Raw genomic sequence first — 24,663 nt, 5'->3', positions numbered from 1 at the left:
GCCAGGAGGGGAAGGCCGGACAGCACACGGCCCCGGGTCGCCGTTTCTCACTCGAACGGTCGACACCGGGGCCGGTGTTGATCAGCTGATCAGGCTGACGATCACAGCTTCGTCCACGCCTCCGTCAGCGTCGCGCGCAGGATCTGCTCGATCTCGTCGAAGGTCTCCTGGTTGGAGATCAGCGGCGGGGCGAGCTGGACGACCGGGTCGCCGCGGTCGTCGGCACGGCAGTACAGGCCGTTGTCGTACAGCGCCTTGGAGAGGAAGCCGTACAGGACGCGCTCGGTCTCCTCGTCGTTGAAGGACTCCTTGGTGTGCTTGTCCTTCACCAGCTCGATGCCGTAGAAGAAGCCGTTGCCGCGGACGTCGCCGACGATCGGCAGGTCGTGCAGCTTCTCCAGCGTCGAGCGGAACGCGCCCTCGTTGTCGAGCACGTGCTGGTTGAGGCCCTCGCGCTCGAACAGGTCGAGGTTGGCGAGGCCGACCGCCGCGGAGACCGGGTGGCCGCCGAAGGTGTAGCCGTGCAGGAAGGTGTTGTCGCCCTTGTAGAACGGCTCGGCCAGCCTGTCGCTGATGATGCAGGCGCCGATCGGGGAGTAGCCCGAGGTCATGCCCTTGGCACAGGTGATCATGTCCGGGACGTAGTCGAACTTGTCGCAGGCGAACATCGTGCCGAGACGGCCGAAGGCACAGATGACCTCGTCGGAGACCAGCAGGACGTCGTACTGGTCGCAGATCTCGCGCACGCGCCGGAAGTAGCCGGGCGGCGGCGGGAAGCAGCCACCGGCGTTCTGCACCGGCTCCAGGAAGACGGCGGCGACCGTGTCCGGGCCCTCGAAGAGGATCTGCTGCTCGATCTGGTCGGCGGCCCAGCGGCCGAAGGCCTCGGGGTCGTCGCCGAACAGCGGGGCGCGGTAGATGTTGGTGTTCGGGACCTTGTGCGCGCCCGGGACGAGCGGCTCGAAGGGGGCCTTCAGGGCCGGCAGACCGGTGATGGACAGGGCGCCCTGCGGGGTGCCGTGGTAGGCGACGGCGCGGGAGATGACCTTGTACTTGGTCGGCTTGCCGGTGAGCTTGAAGTACTGCTTGGCGAGCTTCCAGGCGGTCTCGACGGCTTCGCCGCCGCCGGTGGTGAAGAAGACCTTGTTCAGGTCGCCGGGCGCGTGGTCCGCGAGACGCTCGGCGAGCTCCACGGCCTTCGGGTGGGCGTAGGACCACACCGGGAAGAACGCCAGCTCCTGCGCCTGCTTGAACGCCGCCTCGGCGAGCTCCACCCGGCCGTGGCCGGCCTGGACCACGAACAGGCCCGCGAGACCGTCGAGGTAGCGCTTGCCCTTGTCGTCGTAGATGTAGGTGCCCTCGCCCCGGACGATGGTCGGGACGGGGGAGTTCTCGTACGAGGACATGCGGGTGAAGTGCATCCACAGGTGGTCGTACGCGGTGCGGCTGAGGTCCTTGGTGCTCACGGTTATCGGGTCCTCACGATTATCGGGTTCCCCACATGTAGGTCTGCTTCTTCAGCTTCAGGTAGACGAAGCTCTCGGTCGAGCGCACGCCCGGCAGGGCACGGATGCGTTTGTTGATGACGTCCAGCAGGTGGTCGTCGTCCTCGCAGACGATCTCGGCGAGGATGTCGTACGAGCCGGCGGTCATCACCACGTACTCGACTTCCGCCATGTCGGTCAGCGCTTCCGCTATGGACTCGACATCGCCCTCGACGTTGATCCCGACCATCGCCTGCCGACGGAAGCCCACGGTGAGCGGGTCCGTGACGGCGACGATCTGCATCACGCCCTGGTCGAGCAGCTTCTGGACGCGCTGGCGCACGGCCGCCTCGGAGAGGCCGACGGCCTTGCCGATCGCGGCGTACGGCCGACGGCCGTCCTCCTGGAGCTGCTGGATGATGGCGAGGCTGACGGCATCCAGGTGAGGGGTGCTGCCGTTCCTGGACTCGCGGGAGTCCCTGTGCTCTGCGCTTCGACTGGCCACGGCCTCACTGTGCACGACGTCTCGACCGTTCCGCAAGGCCGAGGCGATGAAATTCGTTGTTTACGTAACGGAGATCTGCGGATTCCGCAGCCGCGACGGGATCAGGGGTGTTGAAAACGTCGGGGCAAGGATTAGTGTGGGTGTCTCAGTCAATGGACACCGAACCTGGAGGGCCGGCAGTGAGCACCGAGCTGGGACGGCTGCGCAAGCTACGCAACTACATCGCCGGCGAGTTCCGGGACGCCGCCGACGGACGGACCACCGAAGTGGTCAACCCCGCGACCGGCGAGGCGTACGCGACCGCGCCGCTGTCCGGTCCCGCGGACGTCGACGCCGCGATGGCCGCCGCCGCCGAGGCGTTCCCGGGCTGGCGCGACACGACGCCCGCCGAGCGTCAGAAGGCCCTGCTGAAGATCGCGGACGCGTTCGAGGAGCGGGCCGAGGAACTCATCGCGGCCGAGGTGGAGAACACGGGCAAGCCGATCGGGCTGACCCGCTCCGAGGAGATCCCTCCCATGGTCGACCAGATCCGCTTCTTCGCGGGCGCGGCCCGGATGCTGGAGGGGCGCAGCGCCGGTGAGTACATGGAGGGGCTCACCTCCATCGTCCGCCGCGAGCCGGTCGGCGTCTGCGCGCAGGTCGCGCCGTGGAACTACCCGATGATGATGGCCGTGTGGAAGTTCGCCCCGGCGATCGCGGCCGGCAACACGGTGGTGCTCAAGCCGTCCGACACCACGCCGGCCTCCACCGTCCTGATCGCCGAGATCATCGGTTCGATCCTGCCCAAGGGCGTCTTCAACGTCGTCACCGGCGACCGTGACACCGGCCGGCTGATGGTCGAGCACCCGACCCCGGCGATGGCCTCCATCACCGGTTCGGTGCGCGCGGGCATGTCGGTCGCCGAGTCGGCGTCGAAGGACCTCAAGCGCGTCCACCTGGAGCTGGGCGGCAAGGCGCCGGTCGTGGTCTTCGAGGACACCGACGTCGCCAAGGCCGTAGAGGGCATCTCCGTGGCGGGCTTCTTCAACGCCGGCCAGGACTGTACGGCGGCCACCCGCGTCCTCGTCCAGGAGGGCATCCACGACGAGTTCGTGGCCGCGCTCGCGAAGGCCGCCGCGGAGGCGAAGACGGGGCAGCCGGACGACGAGGACGTGCTCTTCGGCCCGCTGAACAACCCCAACCAGCTGCAGCAGGTCACCGGCTTCATCGAGCGGCTGCCCGCCCACGCCAAGGTCGAGGCGGGCGGTCAGCGGGTCGGCGACAAGGGCTACTTCTACGCCGCGACCGTCGTCTCCGGGCTGAAGCAGGACGACGAGATCATCCAGAACGAGGTCTTCGGACCGGTCATCACCGTCCAGTCCTTCACGGACGAGGACCAGGCGGTCGAGTGGGCCAACGGCGTCGAGTACGCCCTCGCCTCCTCGGTGTGGACCAAGGACCACGGCCGTGCGATGCGGATGTCCAAGAAGCTCGACTTCGGCTGCGTGTGGATCAACACCCACATCCCGCTGGTCGCCGAGATGCCCCACGGCGGCTTCAAGAAGTCCGGCTACGGCAAGGACCTGTCGGGCTACGGCTTCGACGACTACACCCGCATCAAGCACGTCATGACGTCCCTCGACGCGTAGCGCTCCGCTGGGCGGTGGTTGGTGTCGTGCGGCTGCGGCTGCGGCTGCGGCTGCGGCTGCGGCGATGGCTATGGCTATGGCATGGCTGCGGCCGCGGCTGGTGGTGTGCGGGTGCGGGTGCGCTGTGGCTGGTCGCGCAGTTCCCCGCGCCCCTGAGTGGGGTGGCTGGGCGGGTGGTTCCCCCGCGCCCCTGAGTGGGGTGGCTGGGCGGGTGGTTTCCCGCGCCCCTTGGTCGGTTCGGCCCCCGGTTCTGGTCGGGGGCCGTTCGGTTTGCTGTTGGCCGGGTCGGTGATCGACAAGGTGTCGGTTCGTGCGCGGTGTGCTCGACGCAGCGTCGATTGTCCGGGGGTCGGCCCCACGGCATGCTGACGGCGTGCCCCAGACTCCCTCGCGCTCCCGCGCCGTGTCCCGCCGTTCCCTGCTGCGCGCGCTCGGGGGGACCGCCGCGCTCGGCGGGCTCGCCGGCTGCGGGGTGCCCGCCGCCTACGTACGGCCGGGTGACCGCGCCGGGGCCGACCTCTCCGCCGACGACAAGCGGCTGACCTGGGCGAACTGGCCGCTCTACATCGACACCGACGACGAGGACCCCGACCGGCGGCCGACGCTCGACGCGTTCCGCAAGAGCACGGGCATCGCCGTCGACTACGTCGAGGAGATCAACGACAACGACGAGTTCTTCGGCAAGGTCAGCCCCGCGCTGATGAACCATCAGCAGACCGGCCGCGACCTGATCGTCATCAGCGACTGGATGTGCGCCCGGTTCGTACGGCTCGGCTGGGTGCAGGAGATGGACCGGGCCGCGCAGCCCCACGTCACCGAGTACCTCGACCCGCTGCTGCGTTCGCCCGCCTTCGACCCCGGACGCGCGTGCACCGTGCCGTGGCAGTCCGGCATCACGGGAATCGCCTACGACCGGCGGAAACTGGGCCGGGAGATACGCAGCGTCTCGGAGCTGTGGGCCGACGACCTCAAGGGGCGGGTGACGCTGCTGTCCGGCCTGGACGAGGCGTTCGCGCTGCTGATGCAGGGCAACGGCGTGGACGTCACGAAGTGGACGGCCGACGACTTCCACCAGGTCTGCGACGAGGTGGAGAAGCAGGTCGGCCGCGGCCAGATACGCCGTTTCACCGGCAACGACTACACCAAGGACCTGGTCAGCGGCGATGTCCTGGCCTGTCAGGCGTACTCGGGCGATGTCATCCAGCTCCAGGCCGACAACCCCGACATCCGCTTCGTCGTACCCGAGGAGGGCGCCGAGCTGTGGGCGGAGTCCCTGATGATTCCCAACCTCGCCCGGCACAAGGCGAACGCCGAGAAGCTGATCGACTACTACTACCGACCCGAGGTCGCCGCCGAGCTCGCCGCCTGGGTGAACTACGTCTGCCCGGTCCCCGCCGCCCAGGCCGTCCTCGCCGACTCGGACGACGAGGAGACGGCGGCCCTCGCGGAGAACCCGCTGATCTTCCCCGACGCCGACATGCGGAAACACCTCGCGATCGCACGGGACATCACCTCCACGGAGCGCCTGGAGTTCGCCAAGCGGTGGAACGCGATCGCGGGGCTCTGACGGCGGCTTTTCCCGGCCGTTGTGACGAGGATTTCTAGTTGGCACAAAAGAGGGATAGTTGGCATCAAGATCGCCGTCGCTTCTCAGAGGTGACGGCGCATCACTTCGATGCATGCAGCTCGGGCGACGGTTGATCGGTCGCGGGGGTAGGCAGAGCCGAGGTTCATCCCCTCGTCGGTCCTGATGGGCGGCTGCTGCCAGGCGAGACTCATCTGTGCGCCGGCTTCCGCACGGGCCGTGGCGACGAGGATCGCGTACGGCCCTGCGACGGACGACGCTTCGATCTGGAGCCATGCCTGGTGGAACGCCATGCGCGCCAGCAGACTGCTCACCTCGTCCGTGAGCTGCTGCCGCATGGAGGCCGAGGACTCCGGACGACGTCGTATGCGATACGGCATCTCCAGGTACTCCTCGACCGCGGTCAGGGCTTCGGCGAAGGTCTTCGCCCGGTGCTCCCGTCTCACTGCCCGCTGGTTGAGGGCGTACGTGAGGAAGGCGCCGAACACGGCGACGAAGGGGACGATCAGCGCGGTGGTCTGGGACCAGGTCCACCCGCTGCTCGTCGCCGCTGTCGCCGCGATGACCTCCATGCACCACTCCCCGGCATGCCGTGCGGGGCGTCCTCAATCAGCCACTGGCCGCCGTGCTCACCGCCGGTGAGCCGCCAGTAGTGTTCGAGGAACAAGTGTGTGCGGACTATCTCGACGAGGTCCAGGAGTCCCTTCGAACTCGTCCACCTTCGTTCTTCCGGATCGAGCGGGTGCCAGAGACAGAGGGCGTCGTCGTCCGTGTAGCGATGCTTCGAGGAAACCCCCGGCTTCGCATGGACGCGCGGGAAGTCTTGGGGCTTCTGGCCGTACGTCGCGTAGAGCGGGTTCTCGTAGAAGCTGATGCCGACGTCGATCGGGTTGGGCTCGCCAATGACGTCGAGTCCCGTGAGTTCGTACGTCAGTGAGCCGCGGCGGTAGGTGTGCCGGAGGGCGGAGCCGAAGCGCCGCCGGGCGTCGCGTTCAAGCGGGGCCCACCAGACGGGCTGGGCCCCGTACCAGGTCGGCATGGCTCAGATTCCCCAGGCCCGGGTGGGCGTGACGAGTCCGACGGCGAGTCCGAGGCCGGTGGCGGCCGTGCCGCCCGAGCGGACGGTCGACACGAGTCGGGCGGATTCCTCCTGCGTGGCGTCCGCGTCCGGGATGAGTTCGGGGAGGACCTGGTGGAGGGCGTGCTGGGCGCTGAGCGGGAGTCCGGCTGCCTCGTGCTCGATCGCGAGGTCGACGTAGTCACGCGCGGTGCACAACCGTTCGTGGACCTCGCGGCGCGTCATGTTCAGGGGATGGGGCCGGCCACGTCGGCCGGGTCCGGTGTCGGACCCTTGTCGATCTCGTCCGCCGCGTACGTGAAGAAGACTTGGAGCGCGTTGAGTCAGAGACATGGGATCGTCGAGGCACCCGAGGCAGAGGGCCTTGAAGTTCCAGGAGCACATGGGCTTGCTGTGCGTGCAGTTCCAGTGCTTCAGCAGCCGGACCGTGCGGGCGAACACGACCTTCGTCTCCGTGATGGCCTGGAGCACCATCTGGGTGTGCGTGATCGGGTCGGCGCGGTCCCACTGGTCCGCGATCTTCGTGTTCGGGATGTACAGCCCGCGGCCCGAGGGGTGCGGGAGCGCGGTCATGACGTCTGCCGTGAAGTCGGACTGCCCTGGGGTTACCGGGTCGCCGAAGCGTACGAGGACGGCGCGGCGGCGGCCGACGACCTCAATGGTCAGCTTTGGGAACTCCGCGTCAAGGTCCTCATGGATCGCGTCACGGACGATCTCCATGAGCGGCAGGGCGCTCTTCTTGCCCGGACCGTACGGCTCGGCGTCCTTCTTGGTGAGGACGACGCCGAGGTCGACGTCGGTCAGGGGCGTGTTGGCGTCGCCGTGCGCGACGCTGCCGTTGAAGTAGGTGGTTGATCCGGGGAAAGCCCGGCGTGCGGACGCGGCCAGGAGTCGGCGGCGGCGCTTGGCCTCGTCGAGTTCCTCGTCGGTCACCTGGATCTTGCGGCGTCCTTCGTCGAGGAGCTGCGCAAGGGATTCTTTTCGAACCATCGGTACTTCTCCATCTGCCGTGAGGCAATCGGTAGACCCTGCACATGTGTTGGCTTGCCGAGCGCAGGTGTCACGACCTGGGCTCGCGCCATCGATGCGCGAGCCTGGTGAAGTGGGAGCGAAAGGTGTTGCGGGCGCGCTCCGCCGCGAGGTGTCGTCCGGTGACGGCGGGTGCGGCATCCCCCAGGGCAAGCAGGGTGGTGTTGTACGGGCATCCGGGTTCGCACCCTTCGGTACGGCGATCGAGGGTGCCGGTGGCGAGGTGGTACAGGTGGGCCCCGTTGTCGCTGACACCGCCAGGCGCAGCCACCATGGTGATGAACTGGGTCAGTTCGGCGGCCGCCGCCGCAGTGGAGAAGACGAAGACGTTCTCCTTGCGGCGCATTGGATGGCTGGGGGGCAGGCCCGTGATGTAGGAGGGGTCCTCCAGCAAGCCGTCGCGCTCCATAGGGACGTACGCGGAGTCGTACTGGCCGAGACATTCGAGGCAGGCTCGGCCGGGGGCGGCGATGTGGGCGCGCCATTCGGCACCTTGGAGACTGCCACTGCGGGCATTGACGCTGACTCCGCCGTCGACGACGGGGATGAGGTGCGCGTACGCCAGCTGGTTGAGGACGTGGCGGGGCCAAGGGCGGTCGACGCAGGAGAAGAGAACGTCGCAGTCGGCGGCCACCGCGAAGCCGTCCGGTTCGGTGATGCTCGCCTCCAGCGCGGTGACCTGGAAGGCCGGTGCGGTGGCGGCGCGACGCGCCTCGCGGGCGGCGAGGTGGACCTTGGGCCGCTTCGCACGGGCGTCCCGCGAAGTGGCGTGCAGGAGGCGGTCGAGGTTGACGGTCTCCACGGTGTCGAAGTCGAAGAGAGTAAGGCGGCCTATGCCGGTGCGCGCGAGCGCCTCGACGACCAGCATGCCGACCGAGCCGGTTCCGACCACACCGACATGGAGACGGGCCAGGGTGTCCTGGGTCTGTTGACCCCACGCGGAGAGACTGCGTTGCTGTGCGCTCGTGACAGTCGGAGTGGGGAGCAGAAGGCTGTTGAAGGTGACGGTGAACTCTTCGCCGACGACGCGAACGCTCTCCGCGTGAAGCGGCCGGTAGCTCCGCGCGCTGTGCCCGCCGTCGCCCTCTGCGAAGGTCATCCCGAGCAGGGGGCGGTCGGTGATTGCGAAGGCCTGTGCCGCGAAGGAGGTTTCGGCGTCGTGGTCGACCTGGTTCAGACGCTGCCAGCCGTGCCCCTGGGGATGGGAGTGGATCAGTCCTACACCGCAGCCGCGTTCCGCGGCCAGGATTGCGGAACGCAGGAAGTAGGCGCTGGTCAAATCGACGGTGCCGTGCACGATGCGCTCGCCTTCCAGGGGCAGCACGACATCCACCAGCACTGCGGTGGTACGGCGGGCACCGGTGGCCGGACGCCACAGGACGAAACAGCAGTCCTCCTGCCCATCGGTGCGCAGGAGGTGCTTGCCGAGTCGTCGGGCGAGTGGCGAGGGTACGGCCGCGCTGAACCGGGTGATCATGCCGCTGCTCGCTCGTCGAGCTGTGCGAACAGAGTGCGCAGGTGTCGTAGGTAGCCCTGGACACTGCGGTCGGCGGCCCAGTTGGCGGCCGGACGGCTCCAGTACTCCCACTCCGTTCCCAGCCCGGAGGGATGGACGGCCCCATGGGGGTGTCCAAGGCGGGGGCTCACGTGCGGGCCGCTGGGTGGGGTGGTGGGGAAGTCTGCGGCTGTCGGCAGTCCGATCTTGACGATCTGTCCGGCGTACGGGCCGACCTCGACCGTGTAGTCGAAGACGATGAAGCCGGTCCGTTGGTGAGGTGCGTAGCCGACGGCCTCGAGGCCTGCCTGCAGCGCGGCAGGCCCCCAGAGCGGCTCGGTCGTGGTCATGAGGTGGGCGTCGGACCCGTGGACAGCGACACGCCCCGTCGCGCCGCCGTGGTCACCGCAGTCGAGCAGCTCTTCCCGCGAGCGGGCTGAGAAGACCCGCTCCGGACACCTGGCCCGTGCGCAACGGGGTACGTGCAGTGGTGACCAGAGTTTGGTTCAGGGTGCCAAGCCGCCCAGGCATCTACTCGCCGACAGCACCACCGAATCAGGCGCTACTGGGGTCAGTCGCGGCCTCCGGGAGTCAGTCCCGGACGACGCCGCTGATCGCGGCGCGGAGGTCGTCTTCTTCCGTTTCCGCGCGTGCCGGTGGGAGAGGGGACGCGCCGGCGGGGTTGAGCGAGTCGAAGAGCAGGGCCATGAAGCGTGCGCGCATGGACGGTGTGGTACCGGGGAGTGCGAGGCCTGCGATACCCATGACGAGGAAGTGCGGAATGTCGTCCGCACTTAGGTCGGTACGGATCTCGCCCTGCTCCTGTGCGTGCTCAAGGAGGGGCCGGAGGGACTCGCTGAACCGCTGGAGGGCGTCCACGGCGACGTCGGCGAAGTTGGCGGCGAAGGTGACCAGTCCCCGCTCCTCGGTGATCAGGTCGAGCAGCCGGGTGGCGATGTCCAGGAGGGCCTGGCGCGGGTGACGGGAGGCCGTGGCGTCGTTGATCAGTGGGAGGAGGTCGGTCTCGAGGATGTCGTCGAGGACGGCCCGGACGATGGCCTCCCGGTTGGGGAAGTGCCGGTAGAGCGTGGCGATGCCCACGCCCGCCTCGACGGCGATCTGCTCCAAAGAGCCCTCGCCCGCGCCGAGGACATTGCGTCCGGCCGCGATGATGCGCTCCACGCTGGAGCGGGCGTCAACCCTGCGGAGCCGGCGTGTGCGTGGTGCGGCGTTCGGCATCTCTGACCCTCCCGTTCTGCACCGCAGACTACTCAATCGCCTGCGCGACGATAGCACCCTACCGTTTTGATAGTCCACTATCGCTTTGGTAGTACCCTCTCACCTCGTTCGGATGCGCGTGCCCAGCAGGGTGCGCCGGAGAAGGGAGAAGAGTGTGTCTGTGCTGCTGTACCGGCTGGGACATTTCGCCTACGCCAGGCCCTGGTATGTGATCGCCGGCTGGCTGGCGGTGGTGGCCGCCGTGGTGGCGCTGCTCGTGGTCAACCCCGTCAAGCTGAGCAATGAGGTACGCATCGACGGCACCTCCGCCCAGGAGGTCATCGACGATCTGGCGAAGTCCCTTCCCGAGGCGTCCGGCGGGCAGGGCATGCTGGTGTTCCGCGCGCAGAACGGGACGCGGGTCGACGGCGAGGACAGCCGCGCCGCCCTCATCGCCGCGGTGGACGCGGTCTACCGGCACGACCACGTCATCGACGCCCGCAAGGTCCTCGCCGACGAGCTGTCCAAGGGGCAGAAGAGTCCGCTGCTGCGGACCCAGGCGGCGGTGGCCGAAGCCGCCGGGCAGCCGACGGGAGGCAAGGCGCCGATCCCGCTGCTGCAGGACGGCCGACCGGTGCCCGGGGTCATCGTCTCGGCCGACGGCTCCACCGCCCTGATGCAGTTCCAGTTCGACGAGCAGACCTATGAGCTGCCCTCCGGCACGATCGACAGCACCGTCGAGGCCGCAGAGCAGCAGGCCGAACGAGCCCACCTCGACGTCCTGCCGTCGGCGGCCATGCTGGAGATACCCGAGATCGTGGGCGTCGGTGAGATCGTCGGCGTCGTGGTGGCGGCCATCGTCCTGCTGGTCACCCTGGGATCGGTCGTGGCTGCGGGCCTGCCCCTGGTCATCGCGTTGATCGGTGTCACGGTGGGCGTCGGCGGCGCCTTCACTCTCTCCACCGTCTTCGAGATCCACTCGCTCACCGCCGTACTGGCCCTGATGCTGGGGCTCGCCGTCGGCATCGACTACGCCCTGTTCATCGTCAACCGGCAACGGCGGCTCATCCTGGACACCGGCCTGGACGCGCACGAGGCGACCGGCCGCGCCATCGGCACCGCCGGCAGCGCGGTCTTCTTCGCCGGCAGCACCGTCATCATCGCCCTGGCAGGACTGCTGGTGGTCGGTATCACGCTGCTCAGCACCATGGCCCTCGCCGCCGCGGCCACGATCGCCATCACCGTCCTGCTCGCCCTGACCCTGCTGCCGGCGCTCCTGGGCCTGGTCAAGGAGCGCATCTGCTCGGCCGGAACCCGACGCACGGCGCAGCAGCGGGCCTCCGCCACCGCAAGGACACGGGCCACCCGCTGGGGATCACACCTGGTCCGCCACAAGTACCCCGCTCTCGCGGCGGCGTTCCTGATTCCCCTGGTTCTGGCGCTGCCCGCCCTCGACATGAGGATGGGCCTGCCGTCCGGCGCCAGCTACAACCCCGACACCGCACAGCGCCAGAGCTACGAGGAGGTCAGCGACACCTTCGGCCCCGGCTACAACGGCCCGCTCATGCTCGTCGCCCGCTCCTCCGACAGCGGGCGGCCGCTCACCCCCACGGCCCTCGCCGCGGTCGTCTCCGAACTGAAGGACACCGAGGGCGTCACTTCGATCTCTCTGGCAGGTATGAACACCGCCGGCACCGTGGCCGTCCTCAGCCTCGTTCCCGGCGACGGACCGAACGACGACGGCACCAAGGACCTCGTCACCTCCGTGCGGGACAAGGGCCGGGAGATCCGCGAAACCCATGACGTCACCATCGGCATCACCGGCTTCACCGCCCTCGCGATCGACGTCTCCGACCGCCTCGGGGACGTCCTGCCCCTCTACGTGGCCACCGTTCTCGGGCTCTCACTGATCGTCCTTCTCCTGGTCTTCCGCTCGGTCGTCGTCCCGGTGATGGCCACGCTCGGCTTCCTGCTCAGCATCGCCGCCACCTTCGGCGTCACCACGGCCGTCTTCCAATGGGGCTGGCTGCAGGCGCTGTTCGGACTCGACGCGAGCGCACCTGTGGTGAGCCTGCTGCCCATCATCGTCACCGGCGTGCTCTATGGACTGGCCATGGACTACCAGGTGTTCCTGGTCACCTCGATGCGTGAGGCCCGCATGCACGGTGCCGACCCGCTCGACGCGACCGTCTCCGGCTTCGCCCGGGCGAGCGCCGTCGTGGTCGCCGCGGCCACGATCATGGTCTCGGTCTTCGCCGGATTCATCTTCAACGCCCAGCCCATGATCAAACAGGCGGGATTCGCGCTGGCGGTGGGCATCCTCATCGACGCGTTCGTCATCCGCATGACGTTCATCCCGGCCACCATGGCACTCGCGCGGGAGAAGGCCTGGTGGATTCCCGTGTGGCTGGACCGTCTCCTGCCCGACCTGGACGTCGAAGGCGACAAACTCGCGCAGAGGATCCCGCTTGCCCATCCTGCCGCTTCTCAGCAGCACGCCACAGCGCAGAAGACCTGACGCTCCGTCGGCGAACATGTGCCCGTCGGCAGCGCCGAACCCGCGGTCGTCGGCCGCGGTGCCCGTGTCATCCGCGTCGTTTCGCGCACGGCACGGGGCGGGAAGTGGCAACAAGTCGTGGTCTTGGCCTGTCTTTCTGATGGCACCCGTTTCCATGATCTGAAGCGCTTCTGCACCACCACACTCGGCGGACCGCACCCGCACGGACCGAGCCGTCACCACGTCAATGAGTGCTGCGGCAGCCGCCCCCTGCGCCCGCGTACACAGCGGTCGCAGGGACAGTGAGCGTTTGCCAGCCTGGTTGGCGGGGTGGGGAGTTGCGGCGGGGGCGGCGGCCGGACGTACGGAAGCTCCTGGTAGATGGGTTCACGACCAGGATCGCCTGTCGACCAGGAGCTTCCGCGTGCTTGTCTACCCGTCGCAGCGCGTCGAACAGGCTCACCTGTGGCGAGACGTCCAGCCGTTGGGCGGATCCGTTGATCCGCAGCTCGAGCTCCACCGTGTCATTCCTTCGGTTCGCCCGTGGGCTCGTTCTCTTGAGGGAGGCGCCATCAGGCACGTAGGACAGGACCAGACGGCATTCTGCGGTCCGGTGCCACAACGCCTTGTTCACCGCCCATGACATCGCCAAGCAGCTCACCGACGCGAACGCGACGATGCTGATCACCGTCAGTGCGTTGCTGCCGCAGGCGCAGGAGGCGGCGTGGACGGTCGGGATCACGCCAGAGAACCTGATCGTCCTCGACGGTGACTGCGCTGCCGCCACCGAACACCCGAACGTCGACGACCTGCTCGGCCCGGGCGCTCCGGCACCCCAGGTCGACTTCGATCCCGCCACCCACCTGGCAGCGTTGCCCTACAGCTCCGGAACCACCGGCAACCCCAAGGGCGTCATGCTCACCCATCGCAACCTGGTGGCCAACATGGCGCAGATCCGGCCGCTGCTCGCGATGAGATCCGACGACAAGATCCTCGCGGTACTGCCCTTCTTCCACATCTACGGCATGACCATGCTGCTCAACGCCGCGTTGCAGGCGCGGGCGACTCTGGTCGTCATGCCCCGCTTCGATCTGGCCGACTTCCTGAGCACCGTCCAGAACCACCGGATCACCTGCGGCTTCATCGCGCCTCCGGTCGCGGTGGCGCTGGCCAAGCATCCCGTGGTCGACCAGTTCGACATGTCATCGCTGCGTGTCATCCTGTCCGGCGCCGCGCCGTTGGACGCCGAGCTCGGAACTGCCGTGGCCAAGCGGCTGACCGTACAGTGCTGCAGGGCTACGGCATGAGTGAACTGAGCTCGGTCAGCCACTGCATGCCCGCGGACGGCGGTCAGGAACACTTCGGGGAGGCCGCGCCGCTCAGCTCCTGCGGCTGGCCCGTCGCCAACACCGTCAACAAGATCGTCGATCCCGCCACCGGCAAGGAGGTCGCCTACCCCGCACAGGGGCTGAGCGAGCCGGGCGAGTTGTGGGTCAAGGGACCGAACGTGATGACCTGCTACCTCGGTAACCAGGAAGCGACCACCGCCACGATCGACTCCGACGGGTTCCTGCACACCGGGGACCTCGCCCGGGTCGACCACGCCGGCCGGGTGTTCATCGTCGACCGGCTCAAGGAACTGATCAAGTACAAGGGCTACCAGGTCCCGCCCGCCGAACTCGAGGCCCTGCTGCTGACCCACCCGGCGATCACCGACACCGCGGTCATCGGGGTCACCGACGACGACGGTGAGGAAATCCCCAAGGCCTTCGTCGTGCGTCGGTCCGGCACCGACCTCACCGCGGACGAGGTCATCGAGTTCGTCGCACGCCAGGTCGCCCCGTACAAGAAGGTCCGGCGGGTCGAGTTCATCGACGCCATCCCCAAGTCCGCATCGGGCAAGATCCTCCGCAAGGACCTCCGCTCCACGACCGTCAGCGCGTAGCTCCGTCAGGCAGTTCGCGTGGGGCGGCCCTGATTGGAACCTGGGTGATCGTTTCAACGGTGCTGATCAGGCGGGGGCGGGTGTCGAACAGGTAGAAGTTGCCAATGTCGACCACGAAGAGAGCCGCGTAGGCGGGGTAGCGCTCGATGATGGCCTGCTTGTAGGCCTCGCCGTCGTCACTGAGCAGGTCGTCGGCGGCCTCCAGGTATGCAGTCATCTCGCGAACACGGCCTGTCCCGCGGGCAGTCCGTGTCCGCGCAGAACGGTGTGGTCGGCCTGATGGCTCGACTTGCCGTTGGATTTGGCTGGTGTCCCCGACCGTCCTATCGTCCAGGCAGTGAGTCGCGCCATGGGTGGGGTATCAACCCTGCCGCTGACGTTCCTCGCGGTGACGGCCACGCTCTACGGGCGTTCGGCCACCGCTCACACTTCCAGCACCAACCGCTCTCCTTCCGGTGCACGCGAGACGCAGGGCAGCATGGCGCCCTCCGCACGTTCGGTGGCCGTGAGCCGACGGTCGCGGTGATCGACGTGGCCATGGGCCACCCTTACCCGGCAGGTGCCGCAGAACCCCTGGCGGCAGGAGAACGGCAGGTCCGGCAGGGCCTCGTGGAGAACATCCAGGGCGGAGCGGTTGTGCGGCACTGGCAGAACCCGTCCGGTGTCGCCAAGTTGGAGTTCGAAGGGGCGGCCGTCCGTGATCGGGGGCGGGGCGAAACGCTCGAAGTGCAGGGCTGACGCGCGGCTGTCACCGAACGCACGCCGAACGCCGTCGATCATGGGCGCGGGCCCGCAGCAGTACACCGCACCCGCCGCCGGGATCGAGCTCAACAGCTCGGCCGCTTCGGGCACGCCGGACTCGTCGTCAGGACGGATGGAGACCCGGCCGGGGGCTGCGGCCGCGAGTTCGGCCAGCTCTGCCGCGAAGGGCATCGAGCCGCGGCTGCGGCCGGTGTGCACGAGCCTCCAGTCCAGCCCGCGTCGGGCGGCTTCCCGGGCCATCGGCAGGATCGGGGTGATTCCGATGCCGCCCGCGATGAGCAGGACGGATGCTTCGGCGGCGAAGGGGAACGCGTTCCGGGGCGCGGTGACGGCGACCCGCACACCGTCTCCCAGGGTGTCGTGCACCTCGGCCGAACCGCCTCCGCCGTCGGCGATGCGGCGCACCGCGATGCGGTACCGGTACCGGTCGGCGGGGTCGCCGCACAGGGAGTACTGCCGTTTGCGGCCGGAGGGCAGGTGCAGTTCGATGTGGGCGCCGGGCTGCCAGGGCGGGAGCGTTCCCCCGTCGGGTGCTGCCAGCCGCAGGGAGACGACATCCTCGGCCTCCTGGTGCCTGGCGGCGACCACCAGTTCCCGGATCGCGGGTATCTCGGTGGTCGGCGGGCGCCTGGGAGGAGTGCCGCGCCGCGCGAGGCGCGTGACCGCGATGTCGCTGAAAGCCGCCAGCTTCTGCATGAAGGAGTCGCTGCGCGGTCGGCCGTACAGGTCCGGTGGCCGGGTGAGGGCTGTGCTGATGTCCATGGGAGGCCTTGCTGGTTGCCGGGTCATTGGGCAGCCGCTCGGGCAGCGGGGGACGCCGCCAGGTAGGCGACCGCCTGCTGGGTCGAGCCCTCCTGGGTCGGGTGGTAGCCGGGGCGGAAGTAGCGCAGTACCGAGCGAGTGAACGCGCCCGGTGGCGGCAACAGGTCCTTGCGGGCGGCGGCCAGGTAGTCGCGGAAGCGGACCTTGACCCGTTCGTCGAGTTCGGGGTCGGCGCTCATCAGGAAGCGGACTCCGCGGATCCACAGCCGGGTCAGCACCGGAGCGGTGACGAGCATGCCGGCCACTCGGCGCCGGTAGCGGGGATCGAGGTGCACCAGCAGGTCGAACGCCACCGAACGGTGTTCGACCTCCTCCGCGCCGTGCCAGCGGAACAGATCCAGCATCGCGGGGTCCGCGCCGGCCTGGTCCAAGTGCCCGTTGCTGAGAATCCAGTGACCCATGTACGCGGTGAAGTGCTCGAAGGCCGCTATGAGGGCGAGCCGCTGGAGGAGGTGCGCGTGGGTGGCGGCCGGCGTCAGCTCCGGCCGGTCTCCGAGCACCCTTCGGAAGATCCATTCGGACTGCAGGGTGTACGGACCCGGGTCCAGCCCCTTGGCGAGCAGGTGCTCCAGGACCCCCTGGTGCGCCTCGGCGTGCATCGCCTCCTGGCCGATGAAGCCGCGTACGTCCTCGCGCAGCCGGTCATCGGTGATCAGTGGCAGTGCCTGCTCGAAGGTGCGCACGAACCAGCGTTCGAGCTCGGGGAGCATGAGGTGGAGCACATCGAAAGTGTGGGTCGCGAAGGGCTCACCCGGCAGCCAGTGCAGCGGGGTGGCGCCCCAGTCGAAGGTGACGTCCCGGGGTTGCAGCACCAGGTCGTGGTGGTCGATGGGCTCTGACGGGCGCTCCGGGTGGGCATGTGCGGCTCGGAACATGACAGGTTCCTCCTCCGTCGGCGATCGGTGTGTGCGGAAGGGCGGTCAGGCAGTCGTCCAGTACTGCCGGCCTGTTGGGCTGTCAGATCGGGTGCGCGGTGTGGTCCGGAGTGCGGCAGGAGCCGTCTTCGATGCGGTACGCGAATTCCGCGATCCGGGACGCGACCTCCTCGGGGTGGCTGAGCTGTACCCAGTGCCCGGCGTCGATCGGGCGCCGTTGTATCCGGCGCGTCCAGTGCTCCACTCCGTACGAGAGCACCGGGGTGACGCAGAAGTCGCGCGTGGGGATGATGAGTTGGACCGGGACGGTGGTCGGCCGGTCTCGGGGACGCAGCAGGCGGGGCAGCATGTTGGCGCGGTACAGCGCGGCGCCGACCACGGCGTCGCGGGTCAGCGTCGGCGCGGGGTAGGGGGTGCGCCCGGGTACACCTTGGGAGCCGGTGAGGAAGGCGCGCCAGCGGTGTCCCAGTGCTCTCCAGGTCAGGGCGGGCACGAGCGGAAGATGGAAGTAGGCGATGTACCAGGACCGTGCGGCCTGCCTCAGCATCTTCGGCAGATCCGGATGCCGCGGCCGGAGGCGGGCCCGGATCAGGTGGCCGACATGGTCCAGGCAGGGTCCGGAGATGGAGGTGAACGAGGCGATCCGCCCGGCCAGGCGGGTGCCGGTGACCGACTCCCAGGAGTGGATCGATCCCCAGTCGTGTCCGACCAGGTGCACCGGGCGGTCGGGGCTCACGGCGTCGAGGACCGCCTCCAGGTCGGCTTCCAGTCGGGACATCCGGTAGGCGCGCAGCCCCCTGGGCCGGTGGGAGGCACCGGCTCCCCGCACGTCGAAGGCGGTGACGTGGAAGCGGTCGGCCAGGCGCTCGGCGACGGGGCGCCACACGGCGCTGGTGTCCGGATAGCCGTGGACCAGCACCACCGGAGGAGCCGTGGACACTCCCCACTGGTGGGCGGCCAACTCCACGCCGTCCGCAGCGATCCGGAGGGCGGCCGGGCCGGTCACCGGCCACCGCTGGCAGGGGCCAGTTCGCCGTAGTTCAGACCGCCGTGGACGAAGCTGGGCAGCACCGGCCAGTGCCGCTTGAAGGGGGCCAGCTCCGAGGAGGGCAGGATCTGCAGCCAGCGCGGATCGCGTCGGCTGGGGCTGGCGAGGGTCTTCTCCTTGACCATGGAGTCGTACTGGTCGAGAGAGTCCTCCAGGGTGTTGGCGTTGGGCACCACCTCATGGCCGTAGAACGCGGCGTGGCGGCGCACCCCGGGGATGCGGGAGAGCTCGGGCTGCCAGTTGTCGGCCGAGATGCCGTTCTCGGAGGAGACCCACACCCCGTCGGGGGTGTTCAGCACCAGGGAGTGGTTGCCGTCCGTGTGGCCGGGGGTCCACAGCAAACTGACGCCGACGCCGAGTTCGACATCTCCGTCGAAGGCGGTGACGCGCTCGGGCGGTACCCCGTCCATGCCTCCGTCGACGTACCAGGCCCACTGCATCGGATGCGTCGATTCGAAGGTGCCCAGCTCCCTGCGGTGCACCAACAGCCGGGCGCGCGGGAACAGCGCTTCGCGCGGCGCCCGTTCGCCGGGAATGGTGCTGGTACTTCCCATGATCATGCGCACGTCCTGGACGTGCAGGTGGTCGAAGCTGACGAAGTCCACGTCCTCGGGTCGCAGACCGCAGGAGGGCAGGACGGTGTTCGGGTCCTGGTAGAAGCGGGCGAAGACGTGCTCGGTGAGAAAGTCCCCCGCCAGACGTTTGAGCTGGGCGTAGAACGGTGCTTGAGCCGTTCCGGCGGCGACGGTCGGCTCCCACACCAGTGTTTTCGGCTCACCGTCGAAGCCGTCGAACTGCACGACGAGCATGCGGTTGACGATGCTCACGAACGGGTTGACGGCGAGCGCGGCGCCGTGGAAGCCGAACCGGGTCGGGTACGGGGCGGCGGCGATGTCGAAACTGCGGACGGCGTGGATGCGGCCCTGCTGGACGAACCGCTCACGGTAGGTGGCCGCGGCGCTGCGCACGGCGCGCAGCCGGTCACCGCGGGGCCACACGTCGTGGACACCTTCGAATTCGGGGATGGGCCGCGGAGCGGCGGCGTCCTGCGCCTTCTCCGCGCTGGGCGCCGGCTTGGGCGTGGTGGTCACGGGCTCAACTTTCGGGATGGCGGGCGGTCCGGGTGCGCTGCTCGTAGGCCGCGCGGACCGCCCGGTCGGACAGGGCGGCGAGCTGATCGGGGACAAGGAGGTGATGCAGGGCGTCGCGGGCACGGCCCGGCAGCACTGCGGCCAACCTGGTCAGGGCGGCCACCTGGCGTGGAACGAAGACCTCGAACCGCGGGCGCAGCACGACGTCGAGCACCGCGTCGGCCACCTGATCCGTCGTCAGGCGCCGGGTGGGTCCGGTCGCGGTGCCCACGGCCAGCTCGGTGTCCACGACGCCGGGCATCACCAAGGACACATGCACGCCGGTGCCGCGCAGTTCGGCGCGGACGGCTGTGCTGTAGCCGTGGACGGCGTGCTTCGTCGCCGCGTAGGTCGCCTCGCCGGCCGGGGCGACCTTGCTGGCGGCGGAGGCCATGTTCACCAAGTGGCCGCGACCGCGTTTCCGCATTCCCGGGATCACGAGTTTCATCCCGCGCAGTACGCCGTGGACGTTGACGTCGAACTGGCGCAGGGCGGCTTCCTCCGGTTCCTCCTCGAAGGGGCCCACCCACATGATTCCGGCGTTGTTGACCAGTACGTCGATCGGCCCCAGCCGGGTCTCGACGGTGCGCAGGAAGTCTTCGAAGGAAGGTGTGTCGGTGACGTCGAGAGACAGCCCGAGCAGCCGGCCACCGGGATGCGCGCCGATGGCACCAGCCGCCTCCACGGCAAGCTCCGCGTCGAGATCGCCGATCGCCACGGCCGCTCCGGCGGCGGCGAGCCGGGCCGCGACGGCCCGCCCGATTCCGCGGCCCGCCCCGGTGACCGCGATCACTCGGCCGGTCAGCGGTTGTGTGCGGGGGAGCCTGTCGCGGTCTCTTCGGTTGGACGTGTGCGGGGATTTGGGCGGTGCTGCCACGGTCGAGCCCCTTTCTTGCCCTGAGCATGAGCGGAACGCCGAGCGGCAAGCGGCCCCCACGCGCGTCTGACACGATGCCATGTCAGATGATCTGACAAGCTAGAGTGTCAGTTCGGAGCACACCGGTGTCAACACCTCTGCGAAGGGGAAAAATGACCGGCACACAGACCGCCGGACGGCGCTACGGCGGACGCGATGCGGCGCAACGACAGCAGGAGCGCCGCACCCGCCTCATCCAGGCGGGCCTCGACATGTTCGGCACGGTCGGATACGCCTCAGCCTCCGTCAAGCAGGTGTGCTCCCATGCCGGACTGACCGAGCGCTACTTCTACGAGTCGTTCCGTGACCGTGAAGACCTTCTCGCCGGGGTCTACAACGAGCTGATCACCGCGATCCAAGCCGAAACCGCGCAGGCCGCAGCCGCTGCCGCACCCGATGTCGACGCCCAGCTGCGCGCCGGCCTCGAGGTGTTCATCCGCACACTGGCCGGCGACGCCCGTATGGCCCGCCTGGTGCTCATCGAGGTCGTGGGCGCCAGCCCCCGCCTCGAAGTACGGCGCCGCGAGGTCCTGCACGAATTCGCCGCAATGGTCGCCGCCGTCGTCGGACCGCTCCCTGGCCCGGAAGCCTCCTCCAGCCGGCTCACCATGACCGCGATGAGTCTGGTCGGCGGAGTCAACGAACTCCTCGTGGACTGGACCCTCGGCCACCAGAACGCCACCGTCGAAGAACTGATCGACCTGTGCCACACCCTGTTCATCGCGGCCTACCGAGCCATCAGCGATCAGCCCTGATCACGCGGGCCCGGATTTCTTCACGGGAGCTTCTGCACCGGATGGCAGCCCACGCCCTTGCTCCGGCCCTGCGCACTCGGCAGCCCTGTTTTGATCAGCGAGGGCGGCGAGAACGATCGCGCGATGAACGCAAGTGCGGCGCACCTGCTGACTATCGACTCTCGGACGGGTTCCATATCGAGCATCCATCCGGAAGCGACGCAATGTGATCGGGTTGAGCGGCCGTGAACCATGACGGTCCCGTCGCGTCGGGGGAGCTGCTGAACGGCGGGGGATCACCCGCCGCCTGTGTGCCGGCTGGCGCGCCTGTCCCGGGGGCCAGCCCGCGCCGGACCGACCCTGCCGCTATTGCTGGGCGCCCGCACATGCCCAGGCCCGCTAAGTGCCTGCGTCTCTCGACCGCAGTCACTGTCCGTATTCGCGCGGTGGACGCCATCGCCAGAATCGAGTACTGCTCCCCGTCAGTGATCATCGTCGGCGACATCGGGCTCGTGCCCGTCTCACCCGGACGCCGCCGAGGGCTTCTACGGCCTGCTGGCTGCCGCTACGGCATTTCCCTGCATCTGCATCTGGAGCGTTTCGGGGTGCGCCGAGATCGGCCGCGTGTAACCGATCGCCATTGAGCTGCTCATGGCACGGGAGGCCCGCTCGTGCTGCTCATCCTTGGCCACGCTCTCGAACCAGGCGGGCGTGCTTCCGTGCCCCGCGTCAAGGCGGCGGCGATCGCCTTCTCGCCCGGGAGGAGTCTGAAGAGGTACGGCCGCGTGACACCGGCGCGCTTGGCGGTCGCCTCGGCAGGGGTGCCGTAGCAGTTGAGCGCGAACTCGCGATCGCGGCGCGCGGATGGCGCTGTCGCGTCTCCCTGCCTGCTCATCCGGCGCGTGCCGCCATGTCGGCGGGCGCCGGTCAGCTCAACCTGAAGCCGGCCGGTGACGCGGCCCGGGATCAGTTCCGTGCTTGAGCTTGCGCATTGGAAACCGACCGGTTTACAGTGAGAGCAAGGGGAAACCGATCGGTTTCCAAGGTGATTTCGGGAGTGCATGATGACGACAAATCGGCCGGTGGCCCTCGTGACGGGTGCGTCCTCCGGCATCGGCAAGCAGACCGCGCTCGCGCTGGTCGCGGCGGGTTTCGAGGTGGCCGGCACGGGCCGCGACACCTCACGCGTCACCCCGCTGCGGGGTGTGACGCTCTTCGACCTCGACGTGGTCAGTGACAAGTCGGTCACCGCCGTGGTCCAGCAGGTGATCGACCGGTTCGGGCGGATCGACGTCCTGGTCAACAACGCCGGCATCGGCTCGATCGGCGCGGCCGAGGAAACCTCACTCGCGCAGGCCCAGGGTGTCTTCGACATCAACGTCTTCGGGGTAATGCGCATGGTGAGGGAGGTCCTGCCGCACATGCGTTCCCAAGGGCGCGGGCGCATCATCAACCTCTCGTCAGTGCAGGGCTTCATCCCCGCTCCCTACATGGCCGTCTACGGCGCGTCCAAGCACGCGATCGAGGGCTACTCCCAGTCCCTGGACCACGAGGTCCGCCAGTACGGCGTCCGCTCGCTCCTCGTCGAACCCGCCTACACCAACACCGGATTCGAGGCCAACAGTGCCAAGCCCGACACCCCCCTGCAGACCTACGCCGACCAGCGGCACGTCTTCGACAGCCTGATGACGGAGGCGATCAAGAGCGGTGACGACCCCGCTGTGGTCGCCAAGGCGATCGTCACGGCTGCCACCGACGCGAAGCCGAAACTGCGCTACGCCGCTGGCCCCATGGCCGGACGCGCACGCATGCTCCGCTTCGTTCCCGCCTGGGTCCTGGACAAGCAGATCCGCACGATGAACAAGCTGGCCGGCTGACACCCACCACCCGCAAACCCCGCCACCCACAAACCCGTTCGCGCCGTTGATGCCGGGAGAGACCCATGTCCGAGACCCTGCCCTCCGCCGCCGCTACCGTCGCGAGCTGGCGCTCCGCCGAGGAACGCGGTGACGTCGACGCCGCGGTCGCGTGTCTGAGCCCGGACGTCGTGCTCAGCTCGCCGCTCACCGAGCAGTTCCGCTTCGAGGGATCCGATCAGCTGCGTGACTTCCTGACCTCGGCGTTCGCGGCGGTCAAGGACGTCCGCTACCACACCCAGACCGGCGAGGGCGACACATACGCGCTGGTCTACCGGGCGCGGGTGGCGGCCCAGTCGTTCGAGGAGGTGCAGTTGCTGCGGCTCGACGACGAGGCAAGGATCAAGGAGATCACGCTCTTCGGGCGTCCGATGCCGGCCCTCACCGCCCTGATGACCACCCTGGGGCCGGAGCTCGCCCGCCAACAGGGCCGCCGGGGCCTCGCGGCGCTCATGCGCGCCAGCACCATACCCATCCACGCGATGGTCACCTTCGGGGACCGCGGCATGGTCGCGAAGACCAGGCCGGCAGCCCGGTAGACCTGACAGCACCCGGTCCACTGGCCGTTTGGCCCCGTTCCCCTTCCGGGAGTTGGTGGCAGCCGCAGGCGATGTTCCCGGCGGGCAGCTTCAGGTCGCAGGAACGCACGAGGTACCTGCCGTCCAGGTGGGCTCCGGCTCGCCCTGACCACACGGGCGAAGCCGACTCCCCGGGAGCGGCTGCTGGAGGCACCGTCCTCCACCGGCCACGGCACCGTCCGGCCAATGCCCCCCACGCGCCGAGGTGATGCGGCAACTCGCCGCGCCCTCCAGCAACTTGGCCTAACAGGAGACGCTTCCATGAACCGACGTACGTTTCTTGCGGCGACCACCGCGTCGCTGGCCGCCGCCCAACTTGCCGGACCCGCCTACGCCTCCGGTTCAACAGCCGGTCACTACGAGGTCGTTGCCCGCTTCTGGGGCGCGATGCCGACGGGTGTCACCGTCTCGCGCCGCGGCCGGGTCTTCGTCAACTTTCCCCGCTGGGGTGACGACGTCCCGTTCACCGTCGCCGAACTGCGCGGCGGGAAGCCGGTGGCCTACCCCGACGCCGAGGTGAACCGTCAGGACGCCTCCGACCTGGCCGGGCACTTCCAGTCGGTGCAGAGCGTCGTCGTCGACCCGGCCGACCGGCTGTGGATCCTCGACACCGGAAGCCCGGGGTTCGCCGGGTCCTCCTACGGCGGTCCCAAGCTCGTGGCGGTCGACCTGCGCACGGACCGGATCGTACGGAAGATCCTCTTCCCGCCCGAGGTGGTGCCGGCGAACAGCTACCCCAACGACGTGCGCTTCGACCTGCGGCGCGGCGCCGAAGGCATGGCCTTCATCACCGACTCGGGCGGCTCCAACGGGGTGATCGTGGTCGATCTCGCCACGGGCCGCTCCTGGAGGCGACTGGCCGGGCATCCCTCGGCACTCCCGGACGCGCGGTTCCTTCCGGTCATCGAGGGCGAGCCCTTCATGGTCCGCCCCGCGGGCGGCGAGCCCACGCACTACGAGACCGGCTCCGACGGCATCGCTCTCAGCGCCGACGGCACGCGCCTCTACTACTGCCCGCTGTCCAGCCGTCGGCTGCACAGCGTGTCCACCGACGCCCTCGCCGATCCGGACGCCACGGACGCCGAGGTGGCGGCGACGGTCGAGGACCTGGGGTTCAAGCCGATGGCCGACGGCCTGGAGAGCGACGACAAGGGGCGGCTCTACGGCGGCGACCTCGAACACAACGCGATCTGGCGCAGGAGCCCGAACGGCACCTACCGGACCCTCGCCCAGGGACGCGATCTGCTCTGGGTCGACACCCTGTCCGTCGCCTCGGACCGGCACCTGTACGCCATCGCCAACCAGCTCAACCGGCTGTCGCCCTTCCACGAGGGCAAGGACCTGCGCCGCAAGCCCTATCTCCTGGTCCGCCTGCCGATCGACGCCGGGCCGGTCAGGCTCGTGTGACCTCTCCGGCC

The 24,663-nt window shown here is 68.8% G+C and carries 22 protein-coding genes; 9 read left to right on the top strand and 13 right to left on the bottom strand.

The genetic code is table 11. The features are described from left to right. Positions 1–101: 101 nt before the first annotated feature. Complete coding sequence (locus tag OG933_RS13565) at positions 102–1,466, bottom strand: aspartate aminotransferase family protein (RefSeq protein WP_020128674.1); 1,365 nt, start codon at positions 1,464–1,466, stop codon at positions 102–104. 19 nt (positions 1,467–1,485) lie between these two features. After that, a complete protein-coding gene (locus OG933_RS13560) occupies positions 1,486–2,004 on the bottom strand; it encodes an Lrp/AsnC family transcriptional regulator (protein ID WP_020128673.1) in 519 nt (172 codons plus the stop codon). Between the two features lie 164 nt (positions 2,005–2,168). Between OG933_RS13560 and OG933_RS13555 the strand changes: the two genes are divergently transcribed. Together OG933_RS13555 and OG933_RS13550 are read left to right on the top strand one after the other, a co-directional pair. After that, the gene (locus OG933_RS13555; protein WP_362527632.1) at positions 2,169–3,617 is read left to right on the top strand and encodes a gamma-aminobutyraldehyde dehydrogenase; all 1,449 of its coding nucleotides are present in this window, start codon (positions 2,169–2,171) and stop codon (positions 3,615–3,617) included. Positions 3,618–3,990: 373 nt separating this feature from the next. Continuing rightward, positions 3,991–5,184: a PotD/PotF family extracellular solute-binding protein gene (locus tag OG933_RS13550; RefSeq protein ID WP_405627287.1), complete on the top strand. Its 1,194-nt coding sequence runs from the start codon at positions 3,991–3,993 to the stop codon at positions 5,182–5,184. Positions 5,185–5,267: 83 nt separating this feature from the next. On the opposite strand, the gene OG933_RS13545 is transcribed toward OG933_RS13550, so the two are convergent. From OG933_RS13545 to OG933_RS13525, 5 genes are all read right to left on the bottom strand, one after another. After that, complete coding sequence (locus OG933_RS13545; RefSeq protein ID WP_405627286.1) at positions 5,268–5,774, bottom strand: hypothetical protein; 507 nt, start codon at positions 5,772–5,774, stop codon at positions 5,268–5,270. A 470-nt stretch (positions 5,775–6,244) separates the two neighbouring features. Then, positions 6,245–7,270 (bottom strand): hypothetical protein, encoded by a 1,026-nt coding sequence (locus OG933_RS13540; protein ID WP_405627285.1) that lies wholly within the window; start codon positions 7,268–7,270, stop codon positions 6,245–6,247. 70 nt (positions 7,271–7,340) lie between these two features. Then, complete coding sequence (locus tag OG933_RS13535; protein WP_405627284.1) at positions 7,341–8,786, bottom strand: ThiF family adenylyltransferase; 1,446 nt, start codon at positions 8,784–8,786, stop codon at positions 7,341–7,343. After that, positions 8,783–9,154: a hypothetical protein gene (locus OG933_RS13530; protein ID WP_405627282.1), complete on the bottom strand. Its 372-nt coding sequence runs from the start codon at positions 9,152–9,154 to the stop codon at positions 8,783–8,785. The genes OG933_RS13535 and OG933_RS13530 overlap by 4 nt, the downstream gene beginning before the upstream one ends. Before the next feature lie 241 nt (positions 9,155–9,395). After that, a complete protein-coding gene (locus tag OG933_RS13525; protein ID WP_405627280.1) occupies positions 9,396–10,043 on the bottom strand; it encodes a TetR/AcrR family transcriptional regulator in 648 nt (215 codons plus the stop codon). Positions 10,044–10,197: 154 nt separating this feature from the next. On the opposite strand from OG933_RS13525, the gene OG933_RS13520 reads away from it, so the two are divergent. The 3 genes from OG933_RS13520 (at position 10,198) to OG933_RS13510 (ending at position 14,464) form a co-directional block, all read left to right on the top strand. Continuing rightward, complete coding sequence (locus tag OG933_RS13520; protein ID WP_405627279.1) at positions 10,198–12,540, top strand: MMPL family transporter; 2,343 nt, start codon at positions 10,198–10,200, stop codon at positions 12,538–12,540. Positions 12,541–13,145: 605 nt separating this feature from the next. Continuing rightward, a complete protein-coding gene (locus OG933_RS13515) occupies positions 13,146–13,826 on the top strand; it encodes an AMP-binding protein (RefSeq protein WP_405627277.1) in 681 nt (226 codons plus the stop codon). Continuing rightward, positions 13,823–14,464 carry an AMP-binding enzyme gene (locus tag OG933_RS13510; protein WP_405627275.1) on the top strand — a complete coding sequence of 214 codons (642 nt, stop codon included), beginning with the start codon at positions 13,823–13,825 and terminating at the stop codon, positions 14,462–14,464. Before OG933_RS13515 ends, OG933_RS13510 begins: the two co-directional genes overlap by 4 nt. On the opposite strand, the gene OG933_RS13505 is transcribed toward OG933_RS13510, so the two are convergent. The 6 genes from OG933_RS13505 to OG933_RS13480 all read right to left on the bottom strand — a co-directional run bounded on the left by OG933_RS13505 (position 14,454) and on the right by OG933_RS13480 (position 19,978). Further along, positions 14,454–14,681 carry a hypothetical protein gene (locus OG933_RS13505; RefSeq protein WP_405627273.1) on the bottom strand — a complete coding sequence of 76 codons (228 nt, stop codon included), beginning with the start codon at positions 14,679–14,681 and terminating at the stop codon, positions 14,454–14,456. The genes OG933_RS13510 and OG933_RS13505 overlap by 11 nt on opposite strands. Positions 14,682–14,887: 206 nt before the next feature. After that, entirely contained in the window at positions 14,888–15,988 is a 1,101-nt protein-coding gene (locus OG933_RS13500; RefSeq protein ID WP_405627272.1) for a PDR/VanB family oxidoreductase, read from the bottom strand. A 23-nt stretch (positions 15,989–16,011) separates the two neighbouring features. Beyond that, positions 16,012–16,923 carry a metal-dependent hydrolase gene (locus OG933_RS13495; protein WP_405627271.1) on the bottom strand — a complete coding sequence of 304 codons (912 nt, stop codon included), beginning with the start codon at positions 16,921–16,923 and terminating at the stop codon, positions 16,012–16,014. Between the two features lie 82 nt (positions 16,924–17,005). After that, positions 17,006–17,929: an alpha/beta fold hydrolase gene (locus tag OG933_RS13490; RefSeq protein ID WP_405627269.1), complete on the bottom strand. Its 924-nt coding sequence runs from the start codon at positions 17,927–17,929 to the stop codon at positions 17,006–17,008. Next, positions 17,926–19,062: a hypothetical protein gene (locus OG933_RS13485; protein WP_405627267.1), complete on the bottom strand. Its 1,137-nt coding sequence runs from the start codon at positions 19,060–19,062 to the stop codon at positions 17,926–17,928. Before OG933_RS13485 ends, OG933_RS13490 begins: the two co-directional genes overlap by 4 nt. Positions 19,063–19,066: 4 nt before the next feature. After that, positions 19,067–19,978 (bottom strand): SDR family oxidoreductase, encoded by a 912-nt coding sequence (locus OG933_RS13480; RefSeq protein WP_405627265.1) that lies wholly within the window; start codon positions 19,976–19,978, stop codon positions 19,067–19,069. Between the two features lie 152 nt (positions 19,979–20,130). On the opposite strand from OG933_RS13480, the gene OG933_RS13475 reads away from it, so the two are divergent. From OG933_RS13475 to OG933_RS13460, 4 genes are all read left to right on the top strand, one after another. Further along, entirely contained in the window at positions 20,131–20,772 is a 642-nt protein-coding gene (locus OG933_RS13475) for a TetR/AcrR family transcriptional regulator (RefSeq protein ID WP_405627263.1), read from the top strand. Positions 20,773–21,815: 1,043 nt separating this feature from the next. After that, positions 21,816–22,628 carry an oxidoreductase gene (locus OG933_RS13470; RefSeq protein ID WP_405633377.1) on the top strand — a complete coding sequence of 271 codons (813 nt, stop codon included), beginning with the start codon at positions 21,816–21,818 and terminating at the stop codon, positions 22,626–22,628. A gap of 65 nt (positions 22,629–22,693) precedes the next feature. After that, positions 22,694–23,206: a nuclear transport factor 2 family protein gene (locus OG933_RS13465; protein WP_405627261.1), complete on the top strand. Its 513-nt coding sequence runs from the start codon at positions 22,694–22,696 to the stop codon at positions 23,204–23,206. 300 nt (positions 23,207–23,506) lie between these two features. Continuing rightward, positions 23,507–24,652: an L-dopachrome tautomerase-related protein gene (locus OG933_RS13460; protein ID WP_405627260.1), complete on the top strand. Its 1,146-nt coding sequence runs from the start codon at positions 23,507–23,509 to the stop codon at positions 24,650–24,652. Positions 24,653–24,663: the final 11 nt, after the last annotated feature.

It is taken from the genome of Streptomyces sp. NBC_00016, from assembly GCF_045040885.1.
In the GTDB taxonomy this organism is placed as follows: domain Bacteria; phylum Actinomycetota; class Actinomycetes; order Streptomycetales; family Streptomycetaceae; genus Streptomyces; species Streptomyces coriariae.
The sequence above is the reverse complement of the archived record's forward strand: the minus strand, read 5'-3'. Positions and strand labels throughout refer to the sequence as shown.